We start from the raw sequence: 23,756 nt of genomic DNA, 5'->3' as shown, positions 1-23,756 counted from the left end.
GCGACAGAACGTGTCGTATTATATTTAATTTCAATAAATAACACTAAAAAACAACGTAATTCTGATGGTCTTTTGGCATCTTCAAAAGCGTTCTCCAGCTGGTTTTTACAGGTCCTTTTTTAGAGGGGATGGTCTTTTTTTCAAAGTGAGGAAGATCTTTAAATGTTTTCCAGTTTCCGCCCCAATCCCAGCCGTGACGGGCAAAGATTTTTACACATTCGTACCAGTCTGCAACGTTGTCATTATCCCAGTCTTTTGCCGTATCCCAACTTGCTGTTTTCCCGTCAATCATAAGACAGATGTCTACTGCCAGGCCATAATTGTGAATACTTTGTCCTGCCTTTGCATTGGTTACTTTTTTTCCTGAAGTAATTCTTCCGATTGCATACAGCTTTTCCTGCTCTTCAAAAGATCTTAATCCCTGAGTGATCCGTACTTTGGCTCTTCCGGTAAGTGCTTCATCACATTCCTGTATAATTTGCTTCACTTCATCTCTTACCAACGGGTGAAGGTTCTGAATTCGTTCTAAGGTTACTTTGTCCATATTTCTTATTTTGTTACAGGACAAAAGTATAGCGCGGCTGCGACGAAACTTGACGTGTTTTATTTGAATTTTGATTAAAATTATATAACATTCAACCAGAGGATAAAAACATAAAAGGGAGACATATTCAGAAATGCTTAAATTAGTCTATGCACAAAAAAATGAGAAAATTTGCTTTTAAATTTTAAAAAATCAAATAGAAGTAGTAAATATGATGGATAAAACACAATATTAATGCATACTATCCTACCTTTTTTATTAGCCATGATTGTGGCTATTGTGCTGCTCAATATGTGGGCTGCAAAGTTAAAAATTGCTTACCCTATTTTGCTCGTTGTATTCGGACTGCTGGTTAGTTTTGTGCCAGGTCTTCCGGTTGTAAAGATTAATCCCGATCTTATTTTTTTTATCTTTTTACCTCCTCTTTTATTTGAAGCCGCATGGTCAATTTCCTTTAAAGAAATGAAACGATGGTGGCGTATTATCGGAAGCTTTGCTTTTTTGGTAGTCTTTTTTACGGCACTGGCAGTAGCAGTGACAGCTAATTATTTTATTCCCGGATTTACACTTGCTCTCGGGTTTTTGCTGGGTGGTATCGTATCTCCACCGGATGCCGTGAGTACAGGAGCGATCATGAAATTTGTAAAGATACCATCCACTACATCTGCTATTCTGGAAGGTGAAAGTTTACTGAATGATGCATCTTCACTCATTATATTCCGTTTTGCTTTAATTGCTGTAGGAACAGGACAGTTTATATGGCAGGAAGCTTCCCTGGATTTTTTATGGATGGTAATAGGAGGAGCAGGAATCGGGTTACTACTGGCATGGATTTTTGTACAGGCTCACAAACGACTTCCTACAGAAGCTTCTTCAGATATTGCACTCACACTTATTGAACCTTATCTGATGTATTGGATTGCAGAACAGTTTCATTCTTCCGGGGTGTTGGCTGTAGTTTGCGGAGGGCTGTATATGTCAGGTAAAAGATTGATATTTTTAAACAGTACCAGCCGTATCATGGGCTATAGCGTATGGCAAAGCTTTGTATTTATTCTGAATGGTATTGTATTCTTAATAATAGGACTCGAACTTCCTGAAATTGTCGGAGGACTGCGGTCTGAAGGAATTCCTTTAAGAATTGCTATCCAATATGGAGTGTTGGTGACCGGTATTCTGATTGCCGCCAGAATTATAAGTTCTTATGCCGCCATGCTGGCTACATTGATTTTCCGACCGAGTGTAGCTCCTCGTGCTTCCTCCACCAGAAGGCGGCTCTTGATGCCTCTGATGCTGGGATGGACGGGAATGAGAGGTGTTGTCTCATTGGCTGCTGCACTGGCAATTCCGATTACCCTTGACAACGGGCTTCCTTTTCCCAACAGAAATCTTATCCTCTTTATTACTTTCGTTGTGATTCTGCTTACCTTACTCGTACAAGGACTTACTTTGCCCTACTTTATAAAATACGGACATGTATTTGATGATTTTACAGATGAAGAGAAAGATAAAAAGGCGAGGGAAGAAATAAAACATCAACTGAAACAGCATGTTTATCATTTTCTTAAAAATAAGCATGAAAATGAACTGAACAGCCATGCAGGATTAGAAAGAATGCTCAAACAATGGGAGGAAAAAATACAGACTCATAATACAGACTGGATGAATGAAAAAACCAAAGATATCTTTTTTGAAATGCTGGAAAGTCAGAGACAGTTTCTTTCAGAATTGAATAAAGATATTTCCGTGAATGAAGAAATTATCCGCCATCAGCTTTACCAGCTGGATCTTGAGGAAGAACGCCTGAGGATGATTTAATCCGTATCACAATCAATGTTTTTGAAAACAAAATTAAAGCGTTAATGCGACAAAACATGTCGTGTTTAAAAATTTTATTCATTTGTTTTTCAGATTGTTAAATGTGATGTTAATTATGGTTTAAAAGATTGTTTTATTCTTTAAAAACTATAATTTTGTGTAGAATTTTACTATACAATTGTCATGTATGCTCTGGTAGATTGTAACAATTTTTTTGTTTCCTGTGAAAGGACTTTAGATCCTGATCTTGAAGGCAAACCCGTTGTGGTACTTTCCAACAACGATGGATGTGTTGTGTCCAGAAGTAAAGAAGCAAAAGATCTGGGAATTCCTATGGCTGCTCCTGCATTCAAGTATAAAGAGCTTTTTCAGAAATATGATGTAAAAAGCTTTTCAGCAAAATTTGAACTGTATAATTACAAAAGCCAGCAGGTTATTAATATCGCTAAATCGTATGTTCTTGATCATGAGGTTTACAGTATTGATGAGCTTTTTCTTGATTTGACGGGATTCAAGTACATTGATATTTATGAATATTGTCTTAAGATCAGAAATGAGATTGATGAGAAAGAAAATATTCCGGTAAGTATAGGAATTGCTCCTACCAAAACATTGTGTAAAGTGGCAAACAGAATTGTAAAAGAATTTCCGGATAAATTTAAAGGAGTGTATATTCTGGATACTCCTGAGAAAATTGAAAAAGCTTTGAAATGGCTTAATATAGGAGATGTCTGGGGAATTGGAAGAAGGCTTGCTGCCAAAATGAACGATAATGGTGTTTATAAAGCATGGGACCTTCTTCAGAAACCTGAAATGTGGGTCCGAAAGATAATGGGAATTCATGGGATAAGAATGATTAATGAACTGAGAGGAATTCGTCAGCTGGAACTGGACGCGCCTTCTCCTAAAAAATCCATAGCGGTTACCCGAAGTTTTATGCAGATGCTTACCAGGAAAGAAGAAGTACGGGAAAGAGTAGAAACGTTTGGAATGTACTGCTCGGAAAGACTCAGAAAGCAGAATACCTGCTGTAAAATGATTACTGTTTTTGTACAGACCAACCGATTCAGAAAAGATTTACCTGAATATAAAAATGCAATGACCCGGATTCTTTCAAATCCAACCAATTCATCTATCCTGATCGGAAGGGTGGTCAATGAACTGTTTGAGGCCATTTATAGAGAAGGGTTTCATTACAAGAGAGCAGGAGTAATGGTGAATGATTTTGTTCCTGAAGACCAGAGACAGATCAGCCTTTTCGAAGAAGATATTCAAAACCAACATCTTCCTGTAATGAAAGCAATGGACGCAATGAACAGGAAATTTGGAAAGGATAAAGTGAGATTGGGAAGCATGAGCGGGGAAAATACCTTTGGGCGCGCAAAACTGTCCCCGGAATATGAGGCCTTTCTGAAAAAAAACACATTACCGGAAGCGAACTTCAGATTTCATTAAGAATATCTCGTCTGCAGTTTATATCTATTTTCTTTCATATTTCCAGTTTCTTCCTTTACCCTCAGCGATCCATTCTAAAGCCTGATCCATTCTTTTATTTCGCGTAGCTTCTGTTTTAGCATCTGCAATCCATGTAATATATTCCTTTCGGAAAGATGGGGAAGCCTTCAAAAATACGTCAAGAGCTATCTGATGGGTATGTAAGGCATCCTGAAAATAATCAGGAACCTCCATTTCTTTTTTGGAAGGAGCTGCTTTTTTCATGGTAACACCCATATCCGTAAGCTCCATGGCTTCCTTAATCGCTTTTTTCAGCTGAGGTTTGGAGGGAAGATCCCCGATTTGTGCAATTTTTCCTAAACTGAACATTGAATTTTTCTCAATATCCTGAGTAATTTCCTGCATGGTTTTCATTTCCCTTTCAAGCCAGAATCCAAAAGTACAATGCTGTTTGAAAGAAGCCATGGCACAAAGATTTTTCCCTTTATAGATAAAGTGCGGAAAACTCCACTTCATCGTTTCTTCGGCATCAGGACAGAATTCATGAACGGCTGCACGGATGTAATGCAGGATAGGTTTTGCAAAATCCTGTGATTTTTCAATATATGCATCAATTTTAGAACTATACTTCTCCATCATATTTATTGGAATAATTGTACAATTTCATTCACAAGGAATTTTACCTGATCAGGTCTTCCTCTGTCATTTTTAGGGTTGTTGGAATAACTTCCGGTTTTTACAATAACCATATTGTGTTCAGGAACCATAATGATAAACTGTCCCTGCAATCCCAGAAAATAATAATGTTTGATAGGGTTGTCATGATTGATCCAAAGTCCCATTCCATAAATGTTTTCAGACTTTTCTGTTGGAGTTCTCATCTGTTCAATGAAATCTGCATTAAGGATCTTATGAGATCCGACTTTTCCGTCATCCAGAAACAGCTGTCCGAGTTTGGCAAAATCTCTTGCATTGGAATGAATGCAGCAATAGGCTTTTTCTATACCATAATCATCTGTACTCCATTTGGCATTTTGTTCCATTCCCAGAGGACTCCAGAATTTTTCTGATAAATAACTTGCCAATGGCTTATCCAATGCTTTTCGAAGAGCAAAACCAAGAAGTTGGGTAGAGCCGCTTTGGTATTCAAATCTGGCTCCTGGTTCTTCCTTGAATTTTCTTGAAAAAACAGCTTTTACAAGGCTTTTTCCGTAATAGGCTTTAGCATTGGGAAGAAAAGGATTGTTGTAGTCTTCATTCCAGTCTAATCCGGCTTCCATCTGAGCTAAATTTTTAAGAGTAACCTGATTTCCGAAAGGTTTATTTTTAAATTCCGGATAAAAGTCTGAAAGTTTTTCATCGATAGTCGGAATAATTCCTTCTTCCAGCGCTTTTCCCAAAAGCATCACAGTCACTGCTTTTGCCATAGAAAAAGAATTGGTTGGCGATAGCTGGTTGTAGCCATCCCAGTATTGTTCATGAAGAATTTTCCCATTTCTTATCACCACCAGAGCTGCTGTTCTGGAGTGTTTTAAGTTTTCAACTAAATGTTTAGGTAAGCTTTTTTTGTTATACTCAGAATCCTCTTCCCAGAGTCTGGGCTCTTCTGTTACAATAGGATTGCTGGGAAAAAGATCTCCGTCATCAATGTGTGCGCTCAACTTTCCTTTAAGGTAGGTTTTGGAAATACCACTAAATAAATAATCATATCCAAAAAAATAAGCCGCCGCTGCACCTGCTGCAGCTCCACCTACCATATACTTTAGTATTCTCATTTTTTCATGAATGGGTCTTCAACAAATTTATAATAATTTGGCTATAAAATTTAAAATGAACCAGCAAATAAGTTATTTTTGTTCTTATTGATGAAAATTATGACCAGAAAACTTTTTGTATTGGGATACTTCTTATTTTCAATCATGGGAATGGCCCAGATTTATAAACCGATAGATACTGCAGATTATATACAGAGAAAAGCATTTTTAAAGAGTTTTGAAGGAAATAATGAAGCGACTGTAAAGAGATTAAAGTCTCAATATTCCGGGAAAACAGGCTCAGAATTATCCAAAATTTATAAAGAATTCGGAACTGACTTTGAAAAGCAGGTGAAGAATAAGGATTTTATCTTTAAATCTGAATTTGAAACCAGTATACAGTCTATGATTCAACGTCTTAAGAAGAATAACCCAACAATTCCTCAGGATCTGAAAATTCTGATTGCCAAAGACAACACTCCCAATGCCTATTGCCTTGCTGACGGAACCTTTGTAATCAACATGGGGCTTTACAGCTGGCTGAATAACGAGGAACAGATTGCTGCAGTGATTTCCCATGAGCTGGGACATAAAATAGAGGAGCATTCCCTGAAAACATTTCTAAAAATTATTGAACAGGATAAACAGGATAAAGCGGTGGTTGAGAATATAAAATCCACTACACCAAGCAGAAGCCAGAGCCGGAACCAAAAAGCTTTCGATATTTTTAAAAACAGAGTCTACAGGAAAGGAGTAGAAAAAAGACAAAGTGAAATGCAGGCAGATTCTTTGGGGTATGTCCTTTTTAGAAACAGTGATTTCAGGAAAGCAGAATTTGTCAATGCTCTTCAGAGATTGCAGGATTTTGATACCATTTCTCCGAGAGAATTAAAGGTTGAAACCTATAAAAAACTTTTTAACCTTCCCAAACAGGCGTTCAATGAAAAATGGATGAAAAAGGAAGATTTCTCCCTGTACAATTATAATTTCTACAAAGAAAAGCTGAACAAAGATTCTCTGGCATCACATCCTGAGGTATCCAGAAGGATTGAAATGCTAAAAAAAACTTTTATCGAACTTAAAACATCTGTTAGTCCGGAAAAGCCTTCAGATCTATTTTTAACATTAAAGAAAACGGCGAGGATGGAGATTTTACCCAATTATTTTCATTCAGAAGATTATGGCCTGGGAATTTATACTGCCATGCAGTTTTTACAGGATGATGAGGAAGAAAAGTATTATAAAAGCTGGTTGGGAAGATGTTTCTCAAAAATATATGATGCGAGAAAAAACTATAATCTGAACCGGTATCTGGATAGAATAGAACCCAAAAATCAAAGTGAAAGTTATCAGCAGTTTCTGAACTTTATGTGGAACTTAAGTCTTGATGAAATAAAGAATATAGCAGACTTTTATCAGACTAATGAAACCATAGCGAAAGTAAACTGATTTCTAATAAAGAGGCTGTATCCTACATTTGACTTTGCAAACATAGGAGACGGCTTCTTTTCTTTTATACTAGTAATTTAATTTCTCCAAACGGATCTTGTTGAATTTTTCTTTTTCATTATACTCCCGAAGCAGGATGTAGCCTTCTTTTCCGACGTATGGCGTTACTGCATAATTGTCTTTTTCAGAAATTGGAATAATCTCCTGTTTGAATTTTCCATCAATAATGGTGTTGATAAACAGATTCCATTTTTTCTGTTTGGTTACTTCATCTTTTTGATAGTCGCGGTAGAAAAATACAACGTCTTTTCCTCCGTTGAGGTACTGGGAGAACAAATAATCACTGTTCACCCATTTTGATTTTTCTTTTTCAAAAACCTGAACATTTTTCACTTTGAAATCTTTATCAGTGTAAATGTATACAAGATCAGTGGTCTTCGGAGCGTTGTACTGACCAGCCGGTTTGTATTTTTCGGATAAAATGCCTACACTTCCATCATTCATAAAGTACATATCTTTGGTCTGAAGCATGTAACCGCTTTCTACCATTCCATATTTGTTAACTTTTGGAAGAAAAGCAGAGATATTGGGCTCATAATTGATCGCTTTCATATCTACTGAAAAATCAGATTTGTTGAGGATCATTCTTGCAAATCCTACAGATTCGGAATCATCATAATTCCTTCCCAACAGAACTACTTTATCATCAAAAGTTTTATCATTATCAAGCTTTCTGTAGTTGGAGTAGAAGGATTCAATATTGTCTATTGTATCATCAGATAATCCGGTAATCGGTTTGTTGGAGGTTTCTTTTCCGGTTTTCATGTCAAGAACCATGAGGCTGAATGTTTTTTGCTTGTCATTCACTTTCTTCAGAATGCAGTACATATAGTTTTCGTCTCTTTCCAGAACGGATAAAGTAGTGTACAGTTTTTTACTTCCGTCAGTATTGTATCTATACCTCCAGATTTCCTTTTTGTTTTCATCAAACCTCATTAGACTGTTGTTATTTTCGTACTTCCCATAGTCTTTGTATTCAACAGCAAAATAACCGCCTTCTTTCAGTTCTCCTACTGCGGAAACGTAGTTGTAGCCTTTCTCTTTTTTCTCATCACGGTTTTCCTTACGTTGTTCTTTCCAGCTCTTCGGTTCGTTGATCTCTTTGAAAGTACCGTTTTCCAGGTAATCATAATATATTTTTCGGGTAATAGCGTTGGTTTTCGGATCGATTACCATAGAAACCGGAGTAAATAATTCTTTGCTTTTCACAAGAGAATAATCCATCATGGAAGGCTTTAAGATAATCTGACCTTTAAAATCAACATATCCCAAATAAGAAGCAGCCGTAATATCTCCCTCAAACTCTTTATTGGCAACAGGGTTGAGGTTTTTATCCAGGATCACATACTCAAACTTTTTGGTCTTATCACCGGATTTACCGTAAGAATATAGAGAAACGTAACCGTACAGATTGTCTTTATCATCGAATAGAGCATTCATCCCCACATGATCACCTGCAGCGAGTGTTGTAAGGTCCTGAGTCTGGGAAAATGCAAATGTCTGGATTAATCCAAACATCATCAGCGTTATTTTTTTCATGGTTAAAATTTGAGGGATAAAAGTAATAAATTAACTCATATGTTGTGAAAAATAAAAAAGCTCTGGAAATATTTCCAAAGCTTACCACCTAAAATGCAAAATAATTATTAATAGTACTCGTAAAGCCAGTTATGAGTACTTGTTCCATAGCCTGAGATATCATATTTAGTAATAGCTTTGGTAGGATAGTTGTCTCCGTTAAGCGTGTAAACTGCGGTAATTTTGTTGGTTCCATTGGATGAACCGGAATAACTCTCTGTTTGATTCAATAGATTATTATACCCTATTTGCCCGTCACTCACATCAAATAAATTGATCTTAACAAAACCTTTTATATTCTTCATAGGATTGTTGAAGGTGTCATAAGTATTGGTAATATTATAGGTAACTCCGTTATACGTATATTTTGCTGAAGCCACATTTCCTGCATTGGTTAAATTAACATCCACCTGTGCAAATACAAGATTGGAATACGTTCCTGTTGAAGGATTATAAGTTCCGCTTTTATACTCATCAAACTGAACATGGGTATCACTGAGATACTGATAAATTTTGGTATAGATCAGCGTTCCCTGTTCTTTATCAGTTATTTTTTCCGTTGAAAGTCTTCCATTGGAATAGGTGAATTCTCTCATAAGAACCAGAGAGCCGCCAATGAACTCTTCTGTCTTAGCAATATAATCTCCGCTGTAAGTATAAATTACTCTATCATCATCTGATGCGTTGTAGGTTTCTATAAGCTTGTCTCCATTATACTTAAATTCCACCACATAAGGCTGACCGCCAGGATTGACGTCAGTTGCTTTTTTCAAGAGTGGAGAAGTACCTGTGTTATTGTTAGGGGAGTTATTGCTGTTGTCTCTGTGGTCGGCCGGATTATCATTAGACACACAACTTGAGAGCACTGCCACAGCCAGTGATGAAAGTATTAGCTTTTTCATGGTTATTATTAGTTTAGTTTTTTAATCCGCTAAAAATAATCATTTTTGTGGTAGGTTGATCCGGAATGTATGAAAAATAAAGAAGCCCTGAAAAACAGGGCTTTTAAACTATAATTGAGAAAGTAAATTTCTGAAGTTTGTCTTCTCATCAATGATTCTTCTCAACTCTGAAACAGGAACTCTTTCCTGCTGCATCGTATCTCTGTCTCTGATGGTTACAGTGTGATCTGTAAGAGAATCGTGATCCACAGTGATACAGTATGGAGTACCAATCGCATCCTGTCTTCTGTAACGTTTTCCGATAGCATCTTTCTCTTCGTAGAACAGGTTGAAATCATATTTCAGATCATTGAAGATCTTTTCTGCATATTCTGCTAAACCATCTTTCTTCATCAATGGAAGAATAGCGGCTTTAATTGGTGCCAATGCCGGAGGTAACGATAAAACTGTTCTTTCTGAACCGTCTTCCAATACTTCGTCTCTTAAACAATGTGAGAATATAGAAAGGAATAATCGGTCTAAACCTACTGAAGTTTCCACTACGTAAGGAACATAGTTTTCGTTTCTCTCAGGATCAAAGAACTGAAGTTTTCTTCCTGAGAATTCTTCATGCGCTTTTAAGTCGAAATCTGTTCTTGAGTGAATTCCTTCCAGCTCTTTAAATCCGAATGGGAAGTTAAACTCAATATCAGCTGCAGCATTTGCGTAGTGAGCAAGCTTTTCGTGATCGTGGAATCTGTAATTCTCATTACCCAAACCTAAAGCTCTGTGCCAGTTCAGACGTTTTTGCTTCCATTGCTCGTAGAATTCAAGTTCTGTACCCGGAGCAACGAAAAACTGCATTTCCATCTGTTCGAATTCACGCATTCTGAAAATAAACTGTCTTGCCACAATCTCATTTCTGAAAGCCTTACCAATCTGTGCAATACCGAAAGGAAGTTTGTGACGTGAAGTTTTCTGTACATTCAGGAAGTTCACAAAGATACCCTGAGCCGTTTCCGGTCTCAGATAAAGATCCATTGCACTGTCAGCAGAAGCTCCCAGTTTTGTTCCGAACATCAGGTTGAACTGTCTTACCTCTGTCCAGTTTTTAGAACCTGTATCAGGATCTGCAATTTCAAGCTCCTCAATCAAAGCTTTTACATCAGCAAGGTCTTCATTTTCCAGAGATTTTGCCAGTCTTGAAAGAATAGCCTCTCTTTTTGCTCTGTATTCAATAATTTTTGGATTGGTAGCAACAAACTGATCTTTATCGAAAGCATCCCCGAATCTTTTCGCTGCTTTTTCGATTTCTTTATTCTCTTTATCTTCAATTTTAGCACAATAATCTTCCACCAAAACGTCTGCTCTGAAACGTTTCTTAGAATCTTTATTATCAATCAATGGATCGTTGAAAGCGTCTACGTGGCCCGATGCCTTCCATGTTGTTGGATGCATAAGGATCGCCGAATCAATGCCGACAATATTTTCGTTAAGCTGTACCATAGCTTTCCACCAATATTGTTTGATATTATTTTTTAGTTCGGCACCGTTCTGTCCATAATCATAAACAGCGGATAAACCATCATAGATCTCACTCGATGGGAAAATAAAACCATATTCTTTAGCGTGAGAAATCACTTTCTTGAAAACATCTTCTTGCTTTGCCATAATTTTTTTACGTCTGAAATGCAAAAATAGCAATTTGGATCCAAAATCATGAGATTCAATAAAAAAAGCAGTTAATAAACAGACAAATATTGACAATTTAATTTTTCAGGAGCCGGGAACCCGCTCTCCGTTGCAATTCCTCGCTCGGCGGCTCTGCTTCGCGCCGCCGCCTCGCTGCGGGATTTTCTCTCAGATCGGGGCTATTGATAAAGGGATGTCTAACCCTGTTAGGTTTACAAAGATGGCAGCATATAATATCAATCGAAAAATCTTTACTTTTGCCGGATGTTAGAAATTCTTTATCGTGACGAGCATCTTATTGCCATCAACAAACCCAGCGGATTACTGGTTCATAAATCTTTTTATGCTGGAGAAGCTGATACCTATGCTATTCAGGAGTTGAAGAAACAGATCGGGCAAAAAGTGTATCCCGTACATCGGTTAGACCGGAAAACTTCGGGGGTTCTGCTTTTTACTCTGGATAAAGATACTCTTAGAATCATGAGCGAGCAGTTTGCATCACGCGATGTAGAGAAGAAATACCTGGCCATTCTTCGGGGTTGGACAAAAGAAGAAGAAACGATTGATTATGACTTGGTTAATGAAAATGAAGTTAAGCAAAATGCCGTTACAAACTATCGCCGTTTGCAGACTTCAGAAATAGATTTGCCTTTTTTAAAACACCAGACTTCGAGATATTCTTTGGTAGAAGCTATTCCTGAAACGGGAAGATTTCATCAGCTGAGAAAACATTTTAAACATATTCTGCATCCGATATTAGGCTGTCGCAAACATGGCTGCAATAAACAAAATAAATTGTGGCTTCAAACATTTGAGATCAGCAAAATGACGCTTCACGCACACCAGCTGATTTTTAATCATCCCATTTCTAATGAAAGAATTACAGTAAATGCTACTATAGATGAAGAGTTCAAAAGAGTAGGGGATATTCTGAATTTTGACCTGAGTGCGTACTCTTCATTAAACCCTTAAGATTTTAAATATCCTTGTCAAGGTTTTAAACCTTGACAAGGATGGTGTTTATAATTATATTAAAAAAGTATCCCATTTCATTTAACAGATAACGTAGATTTCTCTGTATCTGTTGTTTTTAACGCAATGTTCGCAAAGTTTAATTATGTCTGCTTTTTATTTCTGATCGCAAGGGCACTTCGTTCAGCAAAGGCTGATAGCGTGTACTTTGCTTAGTGAAACGCCCTTGCGAACCAAAATGTTTTCAGGATAATCATCTTTCTTTGCGGTCGCAGCGTTAAAAAAAACCACTGATTTGTTGCATATATCATTGTTTTCCAGCTTATAGATACTATAGATGAGCCATTTCGATAAAATATTATACATCAATCTAGCATTAATTTTAAAATGAGTAATTTTGTAAAACTTTTTTTCAATGTACAAATCGCTCATTCGTCCGATTCTTTTCAAATTCGATCCTGAAGATGTTCATCACTTTACATTCTCAATGCTTAAGAATTTTGGATTTCTTACCAAACTGTTTTTACCAAAACCTATTGAAGACAAGCGTCTGGAAAGAGAAGTTTTCGGATTAAAATTTAAAAATCCTGTAGGACTGGCTGCCGGTTTTGATAAAAATGCAGTGTTGTTTAACGAATTAGGAGACTTAGGTTTCGGATTTGTAGAAATAGGAACGGTAACTCCAAGAGCTCAGGCCGGAAATCCTAAGAAAAGATTGTTTCGTCTTATTGAAGATGGTGGAATCATCAACAGAATGGGATTCAACAATGACGGTCTTCAAGCAGCTATTGAAAAGCTGAAATCCAACAAAGGAAAAATAATTATCGGTGGAAACATCGGAAAAAATACAGATACAAGCCCGGAAAATTATACCCAGGATTATCTGGACTGTTTCGAAGGGCTTCATTCTCATGTAGATTACTTTGTACTGAATGTAAGCTGCCCCAATGTTGGAAGCCATGCCAAGCTTGAAGACGTAGACTATCTGAGAGAGCTGATTACGGAAGTGAAAAAAATAAACCAGTCAAAATCTGTACAGAAACCTATACTGCTTAAAATTGCACCGGATCTGAATAATAATCAATTGGATGAAATCATTGAACTGATTGCAGAAACAAAGATTGATGGTATTGTAGTTTCCAATACATCAGTGAACAGAGAAGGCCTGAAAACCTCTCCCGAAGTTTTAGAACAGATCGGAAATGGTGGATTAAGCGGGAAACCTATCCGTGAGAGAAGTACAAAGATGATCAAATATCTTGCTGATAAAAGCAACCGGGCATTTCCAATTATTGGAGTAGGAGGAATCCACTCTGCTAAAGATGCGATGGAGAAGCTGGATGCAGGTGCTACATTGGTTCAGCTGTACACGGGATTTATTTATGAAGGTCCTGAACTGATCAACAACATCAATCAGGAGCTTCTGAAAAGAGCAGGAAGATTACCAAGATAACATAAAAGAGAGTTGATATGACTCTCTTTTTTATTTTATCTTTACTACAGATGCATTTTTAATATCTACAGTAAGTGTATGGGCCAGAGTGCTTTCGGATTTGCCTATTTTATAGGTAATGGTTTGTTGATCTTTGGATTTCGTTTTGGTAGCGTCATACATATTTTCCCGGCAGCTTTCAGTAAGGAATTCTTCATAGTTTTTATAGTTCCAGTCTTTTGTGAAATAGAGAACTCTGTAACCTTTTTCTCCTTCACTTGCCCCGCATTGCCCGCAGGCATTAAAATTTGAAGTCTGTTCAAAATAAAGTAAAATCCTGTTTCCGTTTTTTCCTGAAGCATAGGAGATCAATTCATTTCCACCTGCTTTATTAATGAAATCAAACGTGTTGATCTTTTTATTATTCGGTAAGTACAGATAATTGTTGAGACGGTAGATCATCATGTTGCCTGTAAACAATTTTGCAGTCTGAACCTTTTTGTCAAGATAAAAATGGCCGGGAATTGGATTGTTTTTAAGAGTTGATGAATCAAATATTATAGATTCCTTAGGCAGTAATTTCTGTGCTATTTCATCCGTCTTTTCTACTTTCTGAAGGGATGTGATCTGTTTCTTTAAAAGCCTGGAATTTTGCTTCTGCCGGGTTCCAAAATTATAAAGAGAAATATTTCCATAATAATCATATATTCCGGTAAGAGGGATTTTCTTTTTGTATTTGTCATAGTAGTACCATCCGTCCACATAATGCTGATACTGATCACAATCTACAATGCCTGTATAGTTGAGTTCCATGGTAATAGGTATTCCTCCGATTTCTCCCTTAAACGTCTGGGAAGAATCCGTTACTTTTTTTAATTCAACTTTTTGACAGAGAACCAATGTGAGGAAACAAAAAAAGAATGCAGTGAAGACTTTTTTCATGTTGAGTTATCGTGGATTTAGTTTTTAAATGAAGAAGTGAGCGATGGTGTAGATAATGAGTCCAACCAGCCCGCCGACCAGTGTTCCGTTGACCCGGATAAACTGGAGGTCTTTTCCTACTTCCAGTTCCAGTTTTTCACTGAGTTCTTTTCCCTGCCAGTTTCCAACGGTAGTACTAATGAGGTTCCCGAATTGATGAGTATTTTTCAGAATGTATTTATAAGCCGTCACCCGAACCCAATGGTCAATTTTGTTCTGAAGGTTTTCATCGGTTTTTAAATTCTGGGCAAACTCATTCAGATTTTTAGTAAGATAGTTTTTCAAAGCCGAGTTTTCCTCCTGAAGTTCTTTCATCAATGTTTTTTTAATGGAGACCCAGATATCATTGGAATATTCATCCAGCTTGTCATTTTTCAGAAGACCGTTTTTGATGGTTTTAAACTCCTCATCCCATTTCGGATCTTCTTTCAGGTCAACTGAGAATTCATGAATTTTCCGGGTAATTAATCCTCTTACTTCATGTTGAGGATTTTCTTCTATTTCCTTGAAAAAATCAGAAAGACCGTCGGCAATTTTATCCGCAATTTTATTGTCTACAAAAGACGGAATGAAGGAATAGCTGCCCTTTTTTACCCGTTCCTGGATCATTTCATCGTTTTCAATAATATATTCTTTGATCTGTTTGGAAAGATTGGTGATGATTCTCTGATGGTCATTTTTTTCCAGAATATATCCGATTCCGTTTCCAACCACTTTATTGAGCTTGATATCATCTGTCATTTCAGAAACTTTTTTGCTGATAAACTGGCTTACTGTAGAATCATCCAGTTTATTAAGGATATCAAGAACAATATCCGAAAGGTTTTTAATTAAAATCTCCTGGCTTTTTTCCTTAGCCAGCCATTCCCCGGCAAAATTAGAAACTTTAAGCTTTTGAATATAAGGACGTATATTCTGAGGTGAAAGGAAATTGCCCACCACAAAATTCCCAAGGTTATCTCCCAGTCTCTGCTTGCTGTTTTCAATCAGATTAGTGTGGGGAATAGGAAGCCCCAGAGGATGACGGAATAATGCCGTAACGGCAAACCAGTCCGCAAGTGCACCTACCATTGCAGCTTCAGCAAATGCGCGCACATAGCCGATCCAATGAGATTGATTAGACTTTTGTAAAATAGTGGTAACAATAAAAATAACAGCCATCAGGACAAATAATCCTGTAGCAAATGCTTTGTATTTTCTGAGTTGTTTTCTTTTTGCTTCGTCATTCATATTCTCAAATTTACTAAATTTGGTTATGAAACCATTCGTGGTTATAGAATTAAAATTGATGATGAAATTTTTAATTTCAATAACCCTGTTAATTATTCTGCAGGCTTGTACGCAGAACTACCAACCCATTAAAACCCCTTCTATGAAAAATACAGAAGCAAAAAATAATCCATACTATTCCAGAACAGATACTGCAAAACTCACTGTTTCCAATGAAGAATGGAAAAAGATCCTTGCTCCGGATCTCTACGCCATTGCCAGAGAAGCAGCTACAGAAAGAGCTTTTACGGGAAAATACAATGAATTTGATGAGGTAGGAGAGTATTATTGTGCCGTATGTGGAAATCACCTGTTCCGTTCTACATCAAAATTTTCCAGCAGCTGTGGATGGCCAAGTTTTTTTGAAGCGGATAAAGAAGGCGTGTATTATGTAAGAGATCAGTCGTATGGAATGGATAGAGTAGAAGTACTCTGCAAAAGATGTGATTCCCATTTGGGACATGTCTTTGATGATGGTCCAAAGCCTACAGGATTGAGATATTGCATGAATTCTGTAAGCCTGGAATTTGTTCCGGATTCTCAAAAATAAATGCTTTAATTCACAAAATCAGGACGTTAAAGTTTCTTAAATAGCGTTAAACTTTTTTCGTTTTTACCCTTTGCGTAATGATGTTTTTATACTTTTGCTCCACTAATTTGGATTTATATAGTATTGAATGAAAGGATTTTATAGCGTATTAGGCCTTGTTTACATGGTGACGACTTCATTCTACATTTCCCCAAAAGTAGCGGCGAAAAGTGAGAATGTAACAACAACGAAAACTGAAAAAGTAGCTGAAACGAAATCTGAGAAGAGCACAACAGCAATATCTTCATCAGAAGCATTGTACCAATCTATTGCCTTTGATCCGGAACATGAACTTAATTATGAAGTGTTCTCAAAAGCATTGACTGGCTATGAAAATTTAAAAAAAGCAGGATTGCTTACCCAGGATTCGCATTTATTAACGATCTGCGATTTTTCTATGTCTTCCAACACCAAAAGACTTTGGGTTATTGACCTTGCAGACAAAAAAGTTCTGTTCAACTCATTGGTTGCCCATGGTAAAAATACAGGCGAAGAATTTGCGACGAATTTTTCTAACAGGGAAAGTTCGTTACAGAGCAGCCTGGGATTTTATATCACAGATGCAACCTATCAGGGAGACAACGGATATTCTTTAAAACTGTTGGGCATGGACAAGGGATTCAATGATGCAGCTTACAGAAGAGCAATTGTAATGCACGGAGCCAATTATGTAAGCGATGAATTTGCTGCTATGCACAAAAGGATCGGAAGAAGCTGGGGATGCCCCGCAGTACCAAGAGAGCTGACGCAGCCAATTATCAATACCATAAAAGGTAGAAATCTTCTGTTCATTTATTATCCTGATCAGAATTATCTTTCCTCTTCAGAATGGTTGAAAGGGCAAGTATAAGATAAAGCAGTCAGGTTGGGCTGCTTTTTTTATGTATAGCCAAATTTGGACAATTGGATAAAAAATTTTCTGTGGTTGTTAAGTTTAAATTATACATCATATTTTCTGTTTAAATAATTTTATTTGTAAATTCTTGCAAGTAATTTTACTAAAACAAAAGTATTGACGGGTAGCGACAAAAGAAGTCGTATTATAATTAATTTTTCATTTTTTTTTTAATCAGAAAATTATTAGTTGTAAAAAGGTATTGTTTATCTGTAAAGTAGATAAAAAATCCCTGCATGGCTTCATACAGGGATTTTCAATTATTTAATCTGATTAGTTGAACTTCTTAAATACTACAGTTGCATTATGCCCTCCGAATCCAAAGGCATTACTCAATGCAAAATTGATATTCTTTTCTTTCGCTTCTCCGAAAACGATATTGATATCCTGAGGAATATTCTCATCAATACAGTGAAGATTAATGGTTGGAGGGATAATTCCATTCTGAATCGCTTTGATAGAAAGAATAGCTTCTACCGCTCCGGCAGCACCCAATAAGTGTCCGGTCATGGATTTTGTTGCACTGATATCAAGATTTTTACTTCCTTTAAAGGCTTTGTTGATTGCTGTTAATTCAATCGTATCTCCAATCGGTGTAGAAGTAGCATGTGGATTAATATAATCAATATCTTCCATATTCGCTCCTGCTTCTTTCACTGCCAGCTGCATTGCTTTAATGGCTCCCACACCATCAGGATGAGGTGCTGTCATGTGATAAGCATCCGCTGTCATTGCGGCTCCTGCTAATTCAGCATAAATTTTTGCTCCTCTGGCAACAGCATGCTCATATTCCTCAAGAACCAGAGCTCCCGCACCTTCGCCCATTACAAACCCATCTCTGTTTACGTCATAAGGACGGCTGGCTGTTGCAAAATCATCATTTCTTGTAGACATGGCTTTCATAATAGAGAATCCTCCGATGGAAGCCGGAGTGATGGCTGCCTCAGAACCACCGCTGATAATTACTTTTGCTTTTCCTAAACGGATATAATTGAAAGCATCCATCAATGCCGTATTTCCTGTAGCACAGGCAGAAACAGTAGTATAATTAATTCCCTGAAGACCATATTTCATGGAAATCATTCCTGAAGCCATATTCGCGATAAACTTTGGCACAAAGAACGGATTGAAACGAGGTGTACCATCACCTGCAGCGAAATCCATCACTTCTTTTTCAAAGGTCCACATTCCGCCCTGTCCTGTTCCCCAGATGACTCCTGTATCGAAAGGATCCATTTTTTCAAGTTCCAGCCCGGAATCCTGAATCGCTTCCGCAGAAGCATACATGGCATATTGTGTAAACAGATCACTTCTCTTGATTTCGTTATGGTTCAGATATACTTTTGGATCAAAGCCTTTTACCTCACAGGCAAAATGTACTTTAAATTTTTCCGTGTCGAAATGGGTAATGAGTCCTGCTCCGCTGACTCCTTTAATACTGTTTTGCCAAAATTCTTCAACATTATTTCCCAAAGGTGTCACAGCACCTAATCCTGTGATGACAACTCTTTTCATATATAGTTACTCTTTTTTAATAGATTAGATTTTCATGAGATAAACAATTTTTATCTCATGTTTCATTTTAATTACTTCTTTTATCAGCTCATTTTCCACTGCAATATTATCAATTTTCTTTCTCTGCAAACGAATAATCAATCATATTATTTACTGCATAACAAAAGAATCTTCTCTTTTTGAATATGGAATAAGGCTGCTATTACTTTTCCAAAATCATGGTTACTCCCTGTCCACGGGCTGCACAAATGGATATAAATCCTTTTCCGCTGCCTTTTTCATGAAGTAACTTAGCCAGTGTTGCAATAATTCTCCCTCCGGTTGCCGCAAATGGATGGGCTGCCGCAAGACTACCTCCTTTTACATTCAGTTTGTTCCGGTCTATTTTTCCCACGGCTTTTTCCAATCCGAATTTCTTGGCAAGCTCATCATTTTCCCAGATCTTTATGGTAGCCAAAACCTGTGCAGCAAATGCTTCGTGAATTTCATAGTAATCAAAATCAGATAAATTCATCCCAGCTCTTTTAAGCATCCTCTCAGCTGCAAAAACAGGGGCAAGAAGCAGATCCTGTTTATTTTCAACATATTCTATGGCTGCCAGTTCTGAAAAACTAATATAAGCTAAGATAGGAAGATTATTGGCTTGTGCCCATTCTTCACTGGCCAGCAAAACAGCTGAAGCACCATCTGTAAAAGGAGTTGAATTTCCTGCCGTTAAGCTTCCGTTTTGCTTATCAAAAGCAGGTTTCAGCTGTGAAAGCTTTTCAATACTGCTGTCACGTCTCAGATTATTATCTTGGTCCAGACCAAAAGCTGGAGTAATCATGTCGTCAAAAAAGCCTTCATCATAAGCTTTTGCCATATTCTGATGGCTTTTTAATGCCAGTTCATCCTGTTGTTCTCTGGAAATCTTGTAATATTTGGCGGTAATTTCTGTGTGTTCACCCATCACAAGACCAGTTTTAGGTTCCTGTCCTTTATAAGGAATGGGCATCCAGTCTTTCAGTTTCGGGCTTAGCAGTAGTTTTATTTTTCCCAACGCTGATTTTTCTTTGTTAGCTTTTAACAAAGCTTTTCTTAATCTTGTTGAAGACTCGAATGGAATGTTACTCATCGCTTCCACTCCGCAGGCAATGCCACAATCTATCTGACCCAAAGCAATTTTATTTCCGATATAAATAGCAGCTTCAATTCCTGTATCACATGCCTGCTGAAGGTCACAAGCAGGTGTTGCGGGATCAAGAGTTGTATTCATTACCGTTTCTCTGATGAGGTTGCTTTCAGAGATGTGCTTAATGACTGCGCCTCCCGCAACTTCTCCGAGTCGTTTTCCTTTTAAATGATAACGATCTATTAATCCGTTTAAAGAAGCAAGCAGCAGATCCTGATTGTTCTGTTCTGAATAAGCGGTATTCATTCTGGCAAAAGGAATTCTGTTGTATCCTACAATAGCCACTTTTTTTGTTTCCATATTGTATAATTTATGATGGAAGAATAGTAAGTTCGTGATCAATTATGCTGGCGACTTTGTCTAAAGCATTGTTTAGGAAACTCTGATCACCCATCGTTTTTGAAAGCAAAATCCCGCCTTCAATAAGCATGATGAATAGGGAAGCATATTGCTCAGCATTGGCTTTTTTATCAATTTCCCCTTTACGTTGTCCCTCATCGATAACATCTGATATTTTTGTTAACCATTGTTCAAAAGATCTTTTAACCTGAGTTTTTAAAGCCGGAAAAGAGTCATCAGCTTCTGTTGCAGCGTTCATCAAAGGGCATCCGCCGTTTGTAAAAACAAACTTCCAGTTTTTTCTGTAAAACTCTACAAATGCGTGAAGCTTATCCAACGAAGTAATGTATTCATCGCCAAAGGAACGGCTGAGGGTTTTGCCTAATAATCCGGCATTGTATTTATAAACCTCAATAGCTACTTCATCTTTGTTTTCAAAATTTCCATAGATGCTGCCTTTTGTCAATCCTGTTGCCTGTGTAATATCAGACAGCGATGTGGAAATATAACCCTTGGTATTAAAAAGGGTTGCGGTTTTCTCGATGATGTGCTGTTTTGTTTTTTCTGCCTTCGACATTATAAATGTTTAATGTTGATGCAAATATACTAAAATATACCAAATGGTATATTTTATTTCAAAAATATACTCCCGCAGAAGTATTGGTTCAATAGAATTGTTTTAAAAAAAGAAAACGGGCTTTCTTCGTCTATGCTAAGAATTATAACCCGTTCCTGTTGATGCTGAAAAATACTTAGATTAATTTTCTAAAGTAGCATTCAATGTAATTTCAAAGTTGAATGCTGCACTCACAGGGCATCCTTCTTCTGCGATTTTAGCCAATTTATGGAATTCTTCTTCTGAGATTCCCGGAACTTTAGCCGTAAGAGTCAGTTCAGACTTTGTAATCTTTCCGATATTGGGATCAAGAGTAATGACAGAAGTTGTTTTTAATTCTTCAGGATTGTAACCCGCCTGAGATAATTCGGCATCCAGTTTCATTGTGAAACATCCTGCGTGGGCAGCTGCCAGCAATTCTTCTGGGTTTGTCCCTACACCATCTGCAAAACGGCTGTTGAAAGAATATTGAGTCTGGTTTAAAGTTGTACTCTGAGTCGTTAAATGTCCTTTTCCTTCTTTGATAGTACCGTTCCAAACGGCTGTTGCGTTACGTCTCATAATGTTGTTTTTTTGTATTTAGTATTGTTTGATTTTGATGTTACAAAGGTATGTCTGTGACAAGGTGTTTTCAATAGATAAAAAGAACTAAATATTGTACTTTTTTCCCGTAATGTAATTTTTTTTGAAATTTGCGGGAGTGCTTCCTGTTTTATTGGTGAAAAGACGGTTGAAATAAGCCGGATCTTCATAGCCCAGATTATAGGCAATTTCTTTTACAGGTTTGTCTGTATAAAACAATAATCTTTTTGCTTCTAATAAGATTCTGTTGATGATAAACTGATTGGGAGATTCCAGATTTAAATTTTTAAATTTATGAGTTAATGTTTTCGGAGCGATGTGAAGAAGCTCTGCATAATCAGCGACATTATGTTTTTCTCTGAAATGAATTTCCAGATGCCTGCTGAAATCCCGGAAAATATCAAGCTCACTACCTGGTATTCTGAGCGTATCATTATCCAGATTTTGTTTCTTCCACTTGCGGGTAGCCCTGATGATGATCTGTTTTACATAGGTTCTTATCATTTCCTCTGCAGAAGAATCTTTCCCTTCAAGTTCATCCTGAATATTCTGAAACAGAGATTTTATAAGAGTTGTTTCTGAGTCGTCAAGCTCTACAAAAGGAATTTCAAATACATTATGAAAGAGAAGCCCGTCACAAGCTACTTCTTTATCATGGATCTGGATGCAGTAGAAATCTCTGTTATAGAAAAGAAGGATCGATTCCTCTTTTCCTTTTTGTATGCTTAGATGTTGGTTGGTCAGAAAAAACAGAGAAGGTTTCTTTGTTTTATAATGATTAAAATCTACCGTAAGCTCATATCCCGACAGTATAAAAAATATTTTGATATCAGTTTTGAAATGATTTCCATTAAAGTTTTCCAGATTTTCCTTTGAAAATACTTCCAGTCCGAGTCTTTTATAATTATCTTCAAAAATAAGCTGTTGCGGCATCCTTTAACTTTAGTTTAAAGATACAAAAATGAATGATGTAAGCTCTATTAAATTATTGAAACGCTAATTTCTGATGTCTGACATAAAAATTTGGAATAAATAAATCGGAAATATGTTTTTACATTGATATTATTTTATCATTTTTACAAAGATTTGTATTGTGACCTAATAATATTAACCTTTTTTCATAACTGCCTGTATGAGCGAATTAGAAAATATTCTGAGAGAAATAACTCCACTATCTCCTGAGGATAGTTTTCTCGTATTTGACAGGATTAAAGCGTCATTCGACTTTCCGTACCACTACCATCCGGAAATTGAAATCAATTTTATTTATAAAGGGAAGGGATATAAAAGGATGATAGGAGATCATACCGGAGAGATCGGAAATATAGAGTTGGTGTTGGTAGGACCTAATTTACCGCACTGCTGGGCGAATTATAAATGTAAGAACAGAAAGACCCACGAAATCACCATACAATTCAACCAGGATTTCTTTCAGCAGTCATTAATGGAGAAAAATATTTTGAAACCCATCAATAATCTGATGAAAGACTCCATCAGAGGGATTCTTTTTTCTTCAGAAACTGCTGAGAAACTAAAAGATTCGTTTCTCAATTTGTCAAAAATGAACAGTTTTGAATCTTTCATAGAAATTATGAAGATTCTGAACGAATTGGCTGTGGCAGAAAACAAAACACTTTTATCTTCGTATAGTATTGAACTTGAGTCTTTTGCAGACAATGATAAAATGAAGGTTGTTCATGATTTTGTTCATAAAAATTTTGAGAATAAAATAACGCTGGATAATGTAGCCTCATTGGTGAACATGAGCAATGTGACATTTAACAGGTTTATTAAAAAAAGAACAGGGAAAACATTTGTTAATTATCTTAATGAGATAAGAATCAGTTATGCTGCACGCTGGTTGATGGAAAAAAATCTTACGGTCTTTGAAATTGCTTTCGAAGCCGGGTTTAATAATATTGCGAATTTCAATAAGGTATTTAAGTCCATCAAAAAAACAACTCCAACCGAATTTAAAGAACAATTCAAAGGAGTTAAAAAGATTGAATAATACGTATTAAAAATTTACATTTTTCTTTTTTTTATCCTATCTGGCGTTTTATAATTCCGTCCAGAAATCTACTTTTTTTTGTTAAAATAACGGAATAAATCCAGTCATGGTCGGAAGATTTTTCTTCCGACTTTTTGTTTTTAGATATTCAAT

The 23,756-nt window shown here is 36.7% G+C and carries 21 protein-coding genes; 8 read left to right on the top strand and 13 right to left on the bottom strand.

Features of this window, described 5'->3' with window-relative positions; genetic code table 11:
• Nucleotides 1-43: 43 nt before the first annotated feature.
• Complete coding sequence (locus tag ACODR7_RS13720) at nt 44-544, bottom strand: M15 family metallopeptidase (protein WP_488839843.1); 501 nt, start codon at nt 542-544, stop codon at nt 44-46.
• A gap of 234 nt (nt 545-778) precedes the next feature.
• Between ACODR7_RS13720 and ACODR7_RS13715 the strand changes: the two genes are divergently transcribed.
• The gene (locus ACODR7_RS13715) at nt 779-2,362 is read left to right on the top strand and encodes a Na+/H+ antiporter (protein WP_488839841.1); all 1,584 of its coding nucleotides are present in this window, start codon (nt 779-781) and stop codon (nt 2,360-2,362) included.
• 183 nt (nt 2,363-2,545) lie between these two features.
• Nucleotides 2,546-3,817, top strand: a complete 1,272-nt coding sequence (locus ACODR7_RS13710; protein WP_488839839.1) for a Y-family DNA polymerase — start codon at nt 2,546-2,548, stop codon at nt 3,815-3,817.
• A gap of 24 nt (nt 3,818-3,841) precedes the next feature.
• Here ACODR7_RS13710 and ACODR7_RS13705 read toward each other — a convergent pair whose 3' ends face one another.
• Nucleotides 3,842-4,456, bottom strand: coding sequence for a YdeI/OmpD-associated family protein (locus tag ACODR7_RS13705; RefSeq protein ID WP_488839837.1), 615 nt, complete (start codon nt 4,454-4,456; stop codon nt 3,842-3,844).
• Between the two features lie 2 nt (nt 4,457-4,458).
• Nucleotides 4,459-5,592, bottom strand: coding sequence for a serine hydrolase domain-containing protein (locus ACODR7_RS13700; protein ID WP_488839836.1), 1,134 nt, complete (start codon nt 5,590-5,592; stop codon nt 4,459-4,461).
• Nucleotides 5,593-5,691: 99 nt separating this feature from the next.
• Between ACODR7_RS13700 and ACODR7_RS13695 the strand changes: the two genes are divergently transcribed.
• Entirely contained in the window at nt 5,692-7,020 is a 1,329-nt protein-coding gene (locus ACODR7_RS13695; RefSeq protein WP_488839834.1) for a M48 family metalloprotease, read from the top strand.
• Between the two features lie 69 nt (nt 7,021-7,089).
• Here the strand turns inward: ACODR7_RS13695 and ACODR7_RS13690 are convergent, their stop codons facing one another.
• The 3 genes from ACODR7_RS13690 to ACODR7_RS13680 form a co-directional block, all read right to left on the bottom strand.
• Nucleotides 7,090-8,619 carry a hypothetical protein gene (locus ACODR7_RS13690; RefSeq protein WP_488839832.1) on the bottom strand — a complete coding sequence of 510 codons (1,530 nt, stop codon included), beginning with the start codon at nt 8,617-8,619 and terminating at the stop codon, nt 7,090-7,092.
• Between the two features lie 107 nt (nt 8,620-8,726).
• Entirely contained in the window at nt 8,727-9,560 is an 834-nt protein-coding gene (locus ACODR7_RS13685) for a hypothetical protein (protein WP_488839830.1), read from the bottom strand.
• Between the two features lie 108 nt (nt 9,561-9,668).
• A complete protein-coding gene (locus ACODR7_RS13680) occupies nt 9,669-11,210 on the bottom strand; it encodes a glycine--tRNA ligase (protein WP_488839828.1) in 1,542 nt (513 codons plus the stop codon).
• Nucleotides 11,211-11,495: 285 nt separating this feature from the next.
• Here ACODR7_RS13680 and ACODR7_RS13675 point away from each other — a divergent pair, with 285 nt between their 5' ends.
• A complete protein-coding gene (locus ACODR7_RS13675; RefSeq protein ID WP_488839826.1) occupies nt 11,496-12,203 on the top strand; it encodes a pseudouridine synthase in 708 nt (235 codons plus the stop codon).
• Between the two features lie 415 nt (nt 12,204-12,618).
• On the top strand, nt 12,619-13,656 hold the full coding sequence (locus tag ACODR7_RS13670) for a quinone-dependent dihydroorotate dehydrogenase (protein WP_488839824.1): 1,038 nt from the start codon (nt 12,619-12,621) through the stop codon (nt 13,654-13,656).
• A 30-nt stretch (nt 13,657-13,686) separates the two neighbouring features.
• On the opposite strand, the gene ACODR7_RS13665 is transcribed toward ACODR7_RS13670, so the two are convergent.
• Together ACODR7_RS13665 and ACODR7_RS13660 are read right to left on the bottom strand one after the other, a co-directional pair.
• Nucleotides 13,687-14,577, bottom strand: coding sequence for a hypothetical protein (locus ACODR7_RS13665; protein WP_488839822.1), 891 nt, complete (start codon nt 14,575-14,577; stop codon nt 13,687-13,689).
• A gap of 24 nt (nt 14,578-14,601) precedes the next feature.
• Complete coding sequence (locus ACODR7_RS13660; RefSeq protein ID WP_488839820.1) at nt 14,602-15,846, bottom strand: DUF445 domain-containing protein; 1,245 nt, start codon at nt 15,844-15,846, stop codon at nt 14,602-14,604.
• A gap of 142 nt (nt 15,847-15,988) precedes the next feature.
• On the opposite strand from ACODR7_RS13660, the gene msrB reads away from it, so the two are divergent.
• Nucleotides 15,989-16,435, top strand: coding sequence for a peptide-methionine (R)-S-oxide reductase MsrB (gene msrB, locus ACODR7_RS13655; RefSeq protein ID WP_488839818.1), 447 nt, complete (start codon nt 15,989-15,991; stop codon nt 16,433-16,435).
• 127 nt (nt 16,436-16,562) lie between these two features.
• A complete protein-coding gene (locus ACODR7_RS13650) occupies nt 16,563-17,324 on the top strand; it encodes a murein L,D-transpeptidase catalytic domain family protein (protein ID WP_488839816.1) in 762 nt (253 codons plus the stop codon).
• Between the two features lie 318 nt (nt 17,325-17,642).
• On the opposite strand, the gene fabF is transcribed toward ACODR7_RS13650, so the two are convergent.
• The 5 genes from fabF to ACODR7_RS13625 form a co-directional block, all read right to left on the bottom strand.
• Nucleotides 17,643-18,884, bottom strand: a complete 1,242-nt coding sequence (gene fabF / locus ACODR7_RS13645) for a beta-ketoacyl-ACP synthase II (protein WP_276967514.1) — start codon at nt 18,882-18,884, stop codon at nt 17,643-17,645.
• Between the two features lie 202 nt (nt 18,885-19,086).
• The gene (locus tag ACODR7_RS13640; protein ID WP_488839814.1) at nt 19,087-20,355 is read right to left on the bottom strand and encodes an acetyl-CoA C-acetyltransferase; all 1,269 of its coding nucleotides are present in this window, start codon (nt 20,353-20,355) and stop codon (nt 19,087-19,089) included.
• Between the two features lie 10 nt (nt 20,356-20,365).
• Entirely contained in the window at nt 20,366-20,971 is a 606-nt protein-coding gene (locus ACODR7_RS13635) for a TetR/AcrR family transcriptional regulator (RefSeq protein WP_488839812.1), read from the bottom strand.
• Between the two features lie 180 nt (nt 20,972-21,151).
• Nucleotides 21,152-21,571 carry an OsmC family protein gene (locus ACODR7_RS13630; protein WP_488839810.1) on the bottom strand — a complete coding sequence of 140 codons (420 nt, stop codon included), beginning with the start codon at nt 21,569-21,571 and terminating at the stop codon, nt 21,152-21,154.
• 87 nt (nt 21,572-21,658) lie between these two features.
• Nucleotides 21,659-22,525: a helix-turn-helix domain-containing protein gene (locus ACODR7_RS13625; RefSeq protein WP_488839808.1), complete on the bottom strand. Its 867-nt coding sequence runs from the start codon at nt 22,523-22,525 to the stop codon at nt 21,659-21,661.
• 199 nt (nt 22,526-22,724) lie between these two features.
• Here ACODR7_RS13625 and ACODR7_RS13620 point away from each other — a divergent pair, with 199 nt between their 5' ends.
• Nucleotides 22,725-23,603: an AraC family transcriptional regulator gene (locus ACODR7_RS13620; RefSeq protein WP_488839806.1), complete on the top strand. Its 879-nt coding sequence runs from the start codon at nt 22,725-22,727 to the stop codon at nt 23,601-23,603.
• The last annotated feature ends 153 nt before the right edge of the window (nt 23,604-23,756 follow it).

It is taken from the genome of Chryseobacterium sp. FG46, assembly GCF_057809135.1.
The sequence above is the reverse complement of the archived record's forward strand: the minus strand, read 5'-3'. Positions and strand labels throughout refer to the sequence as shown.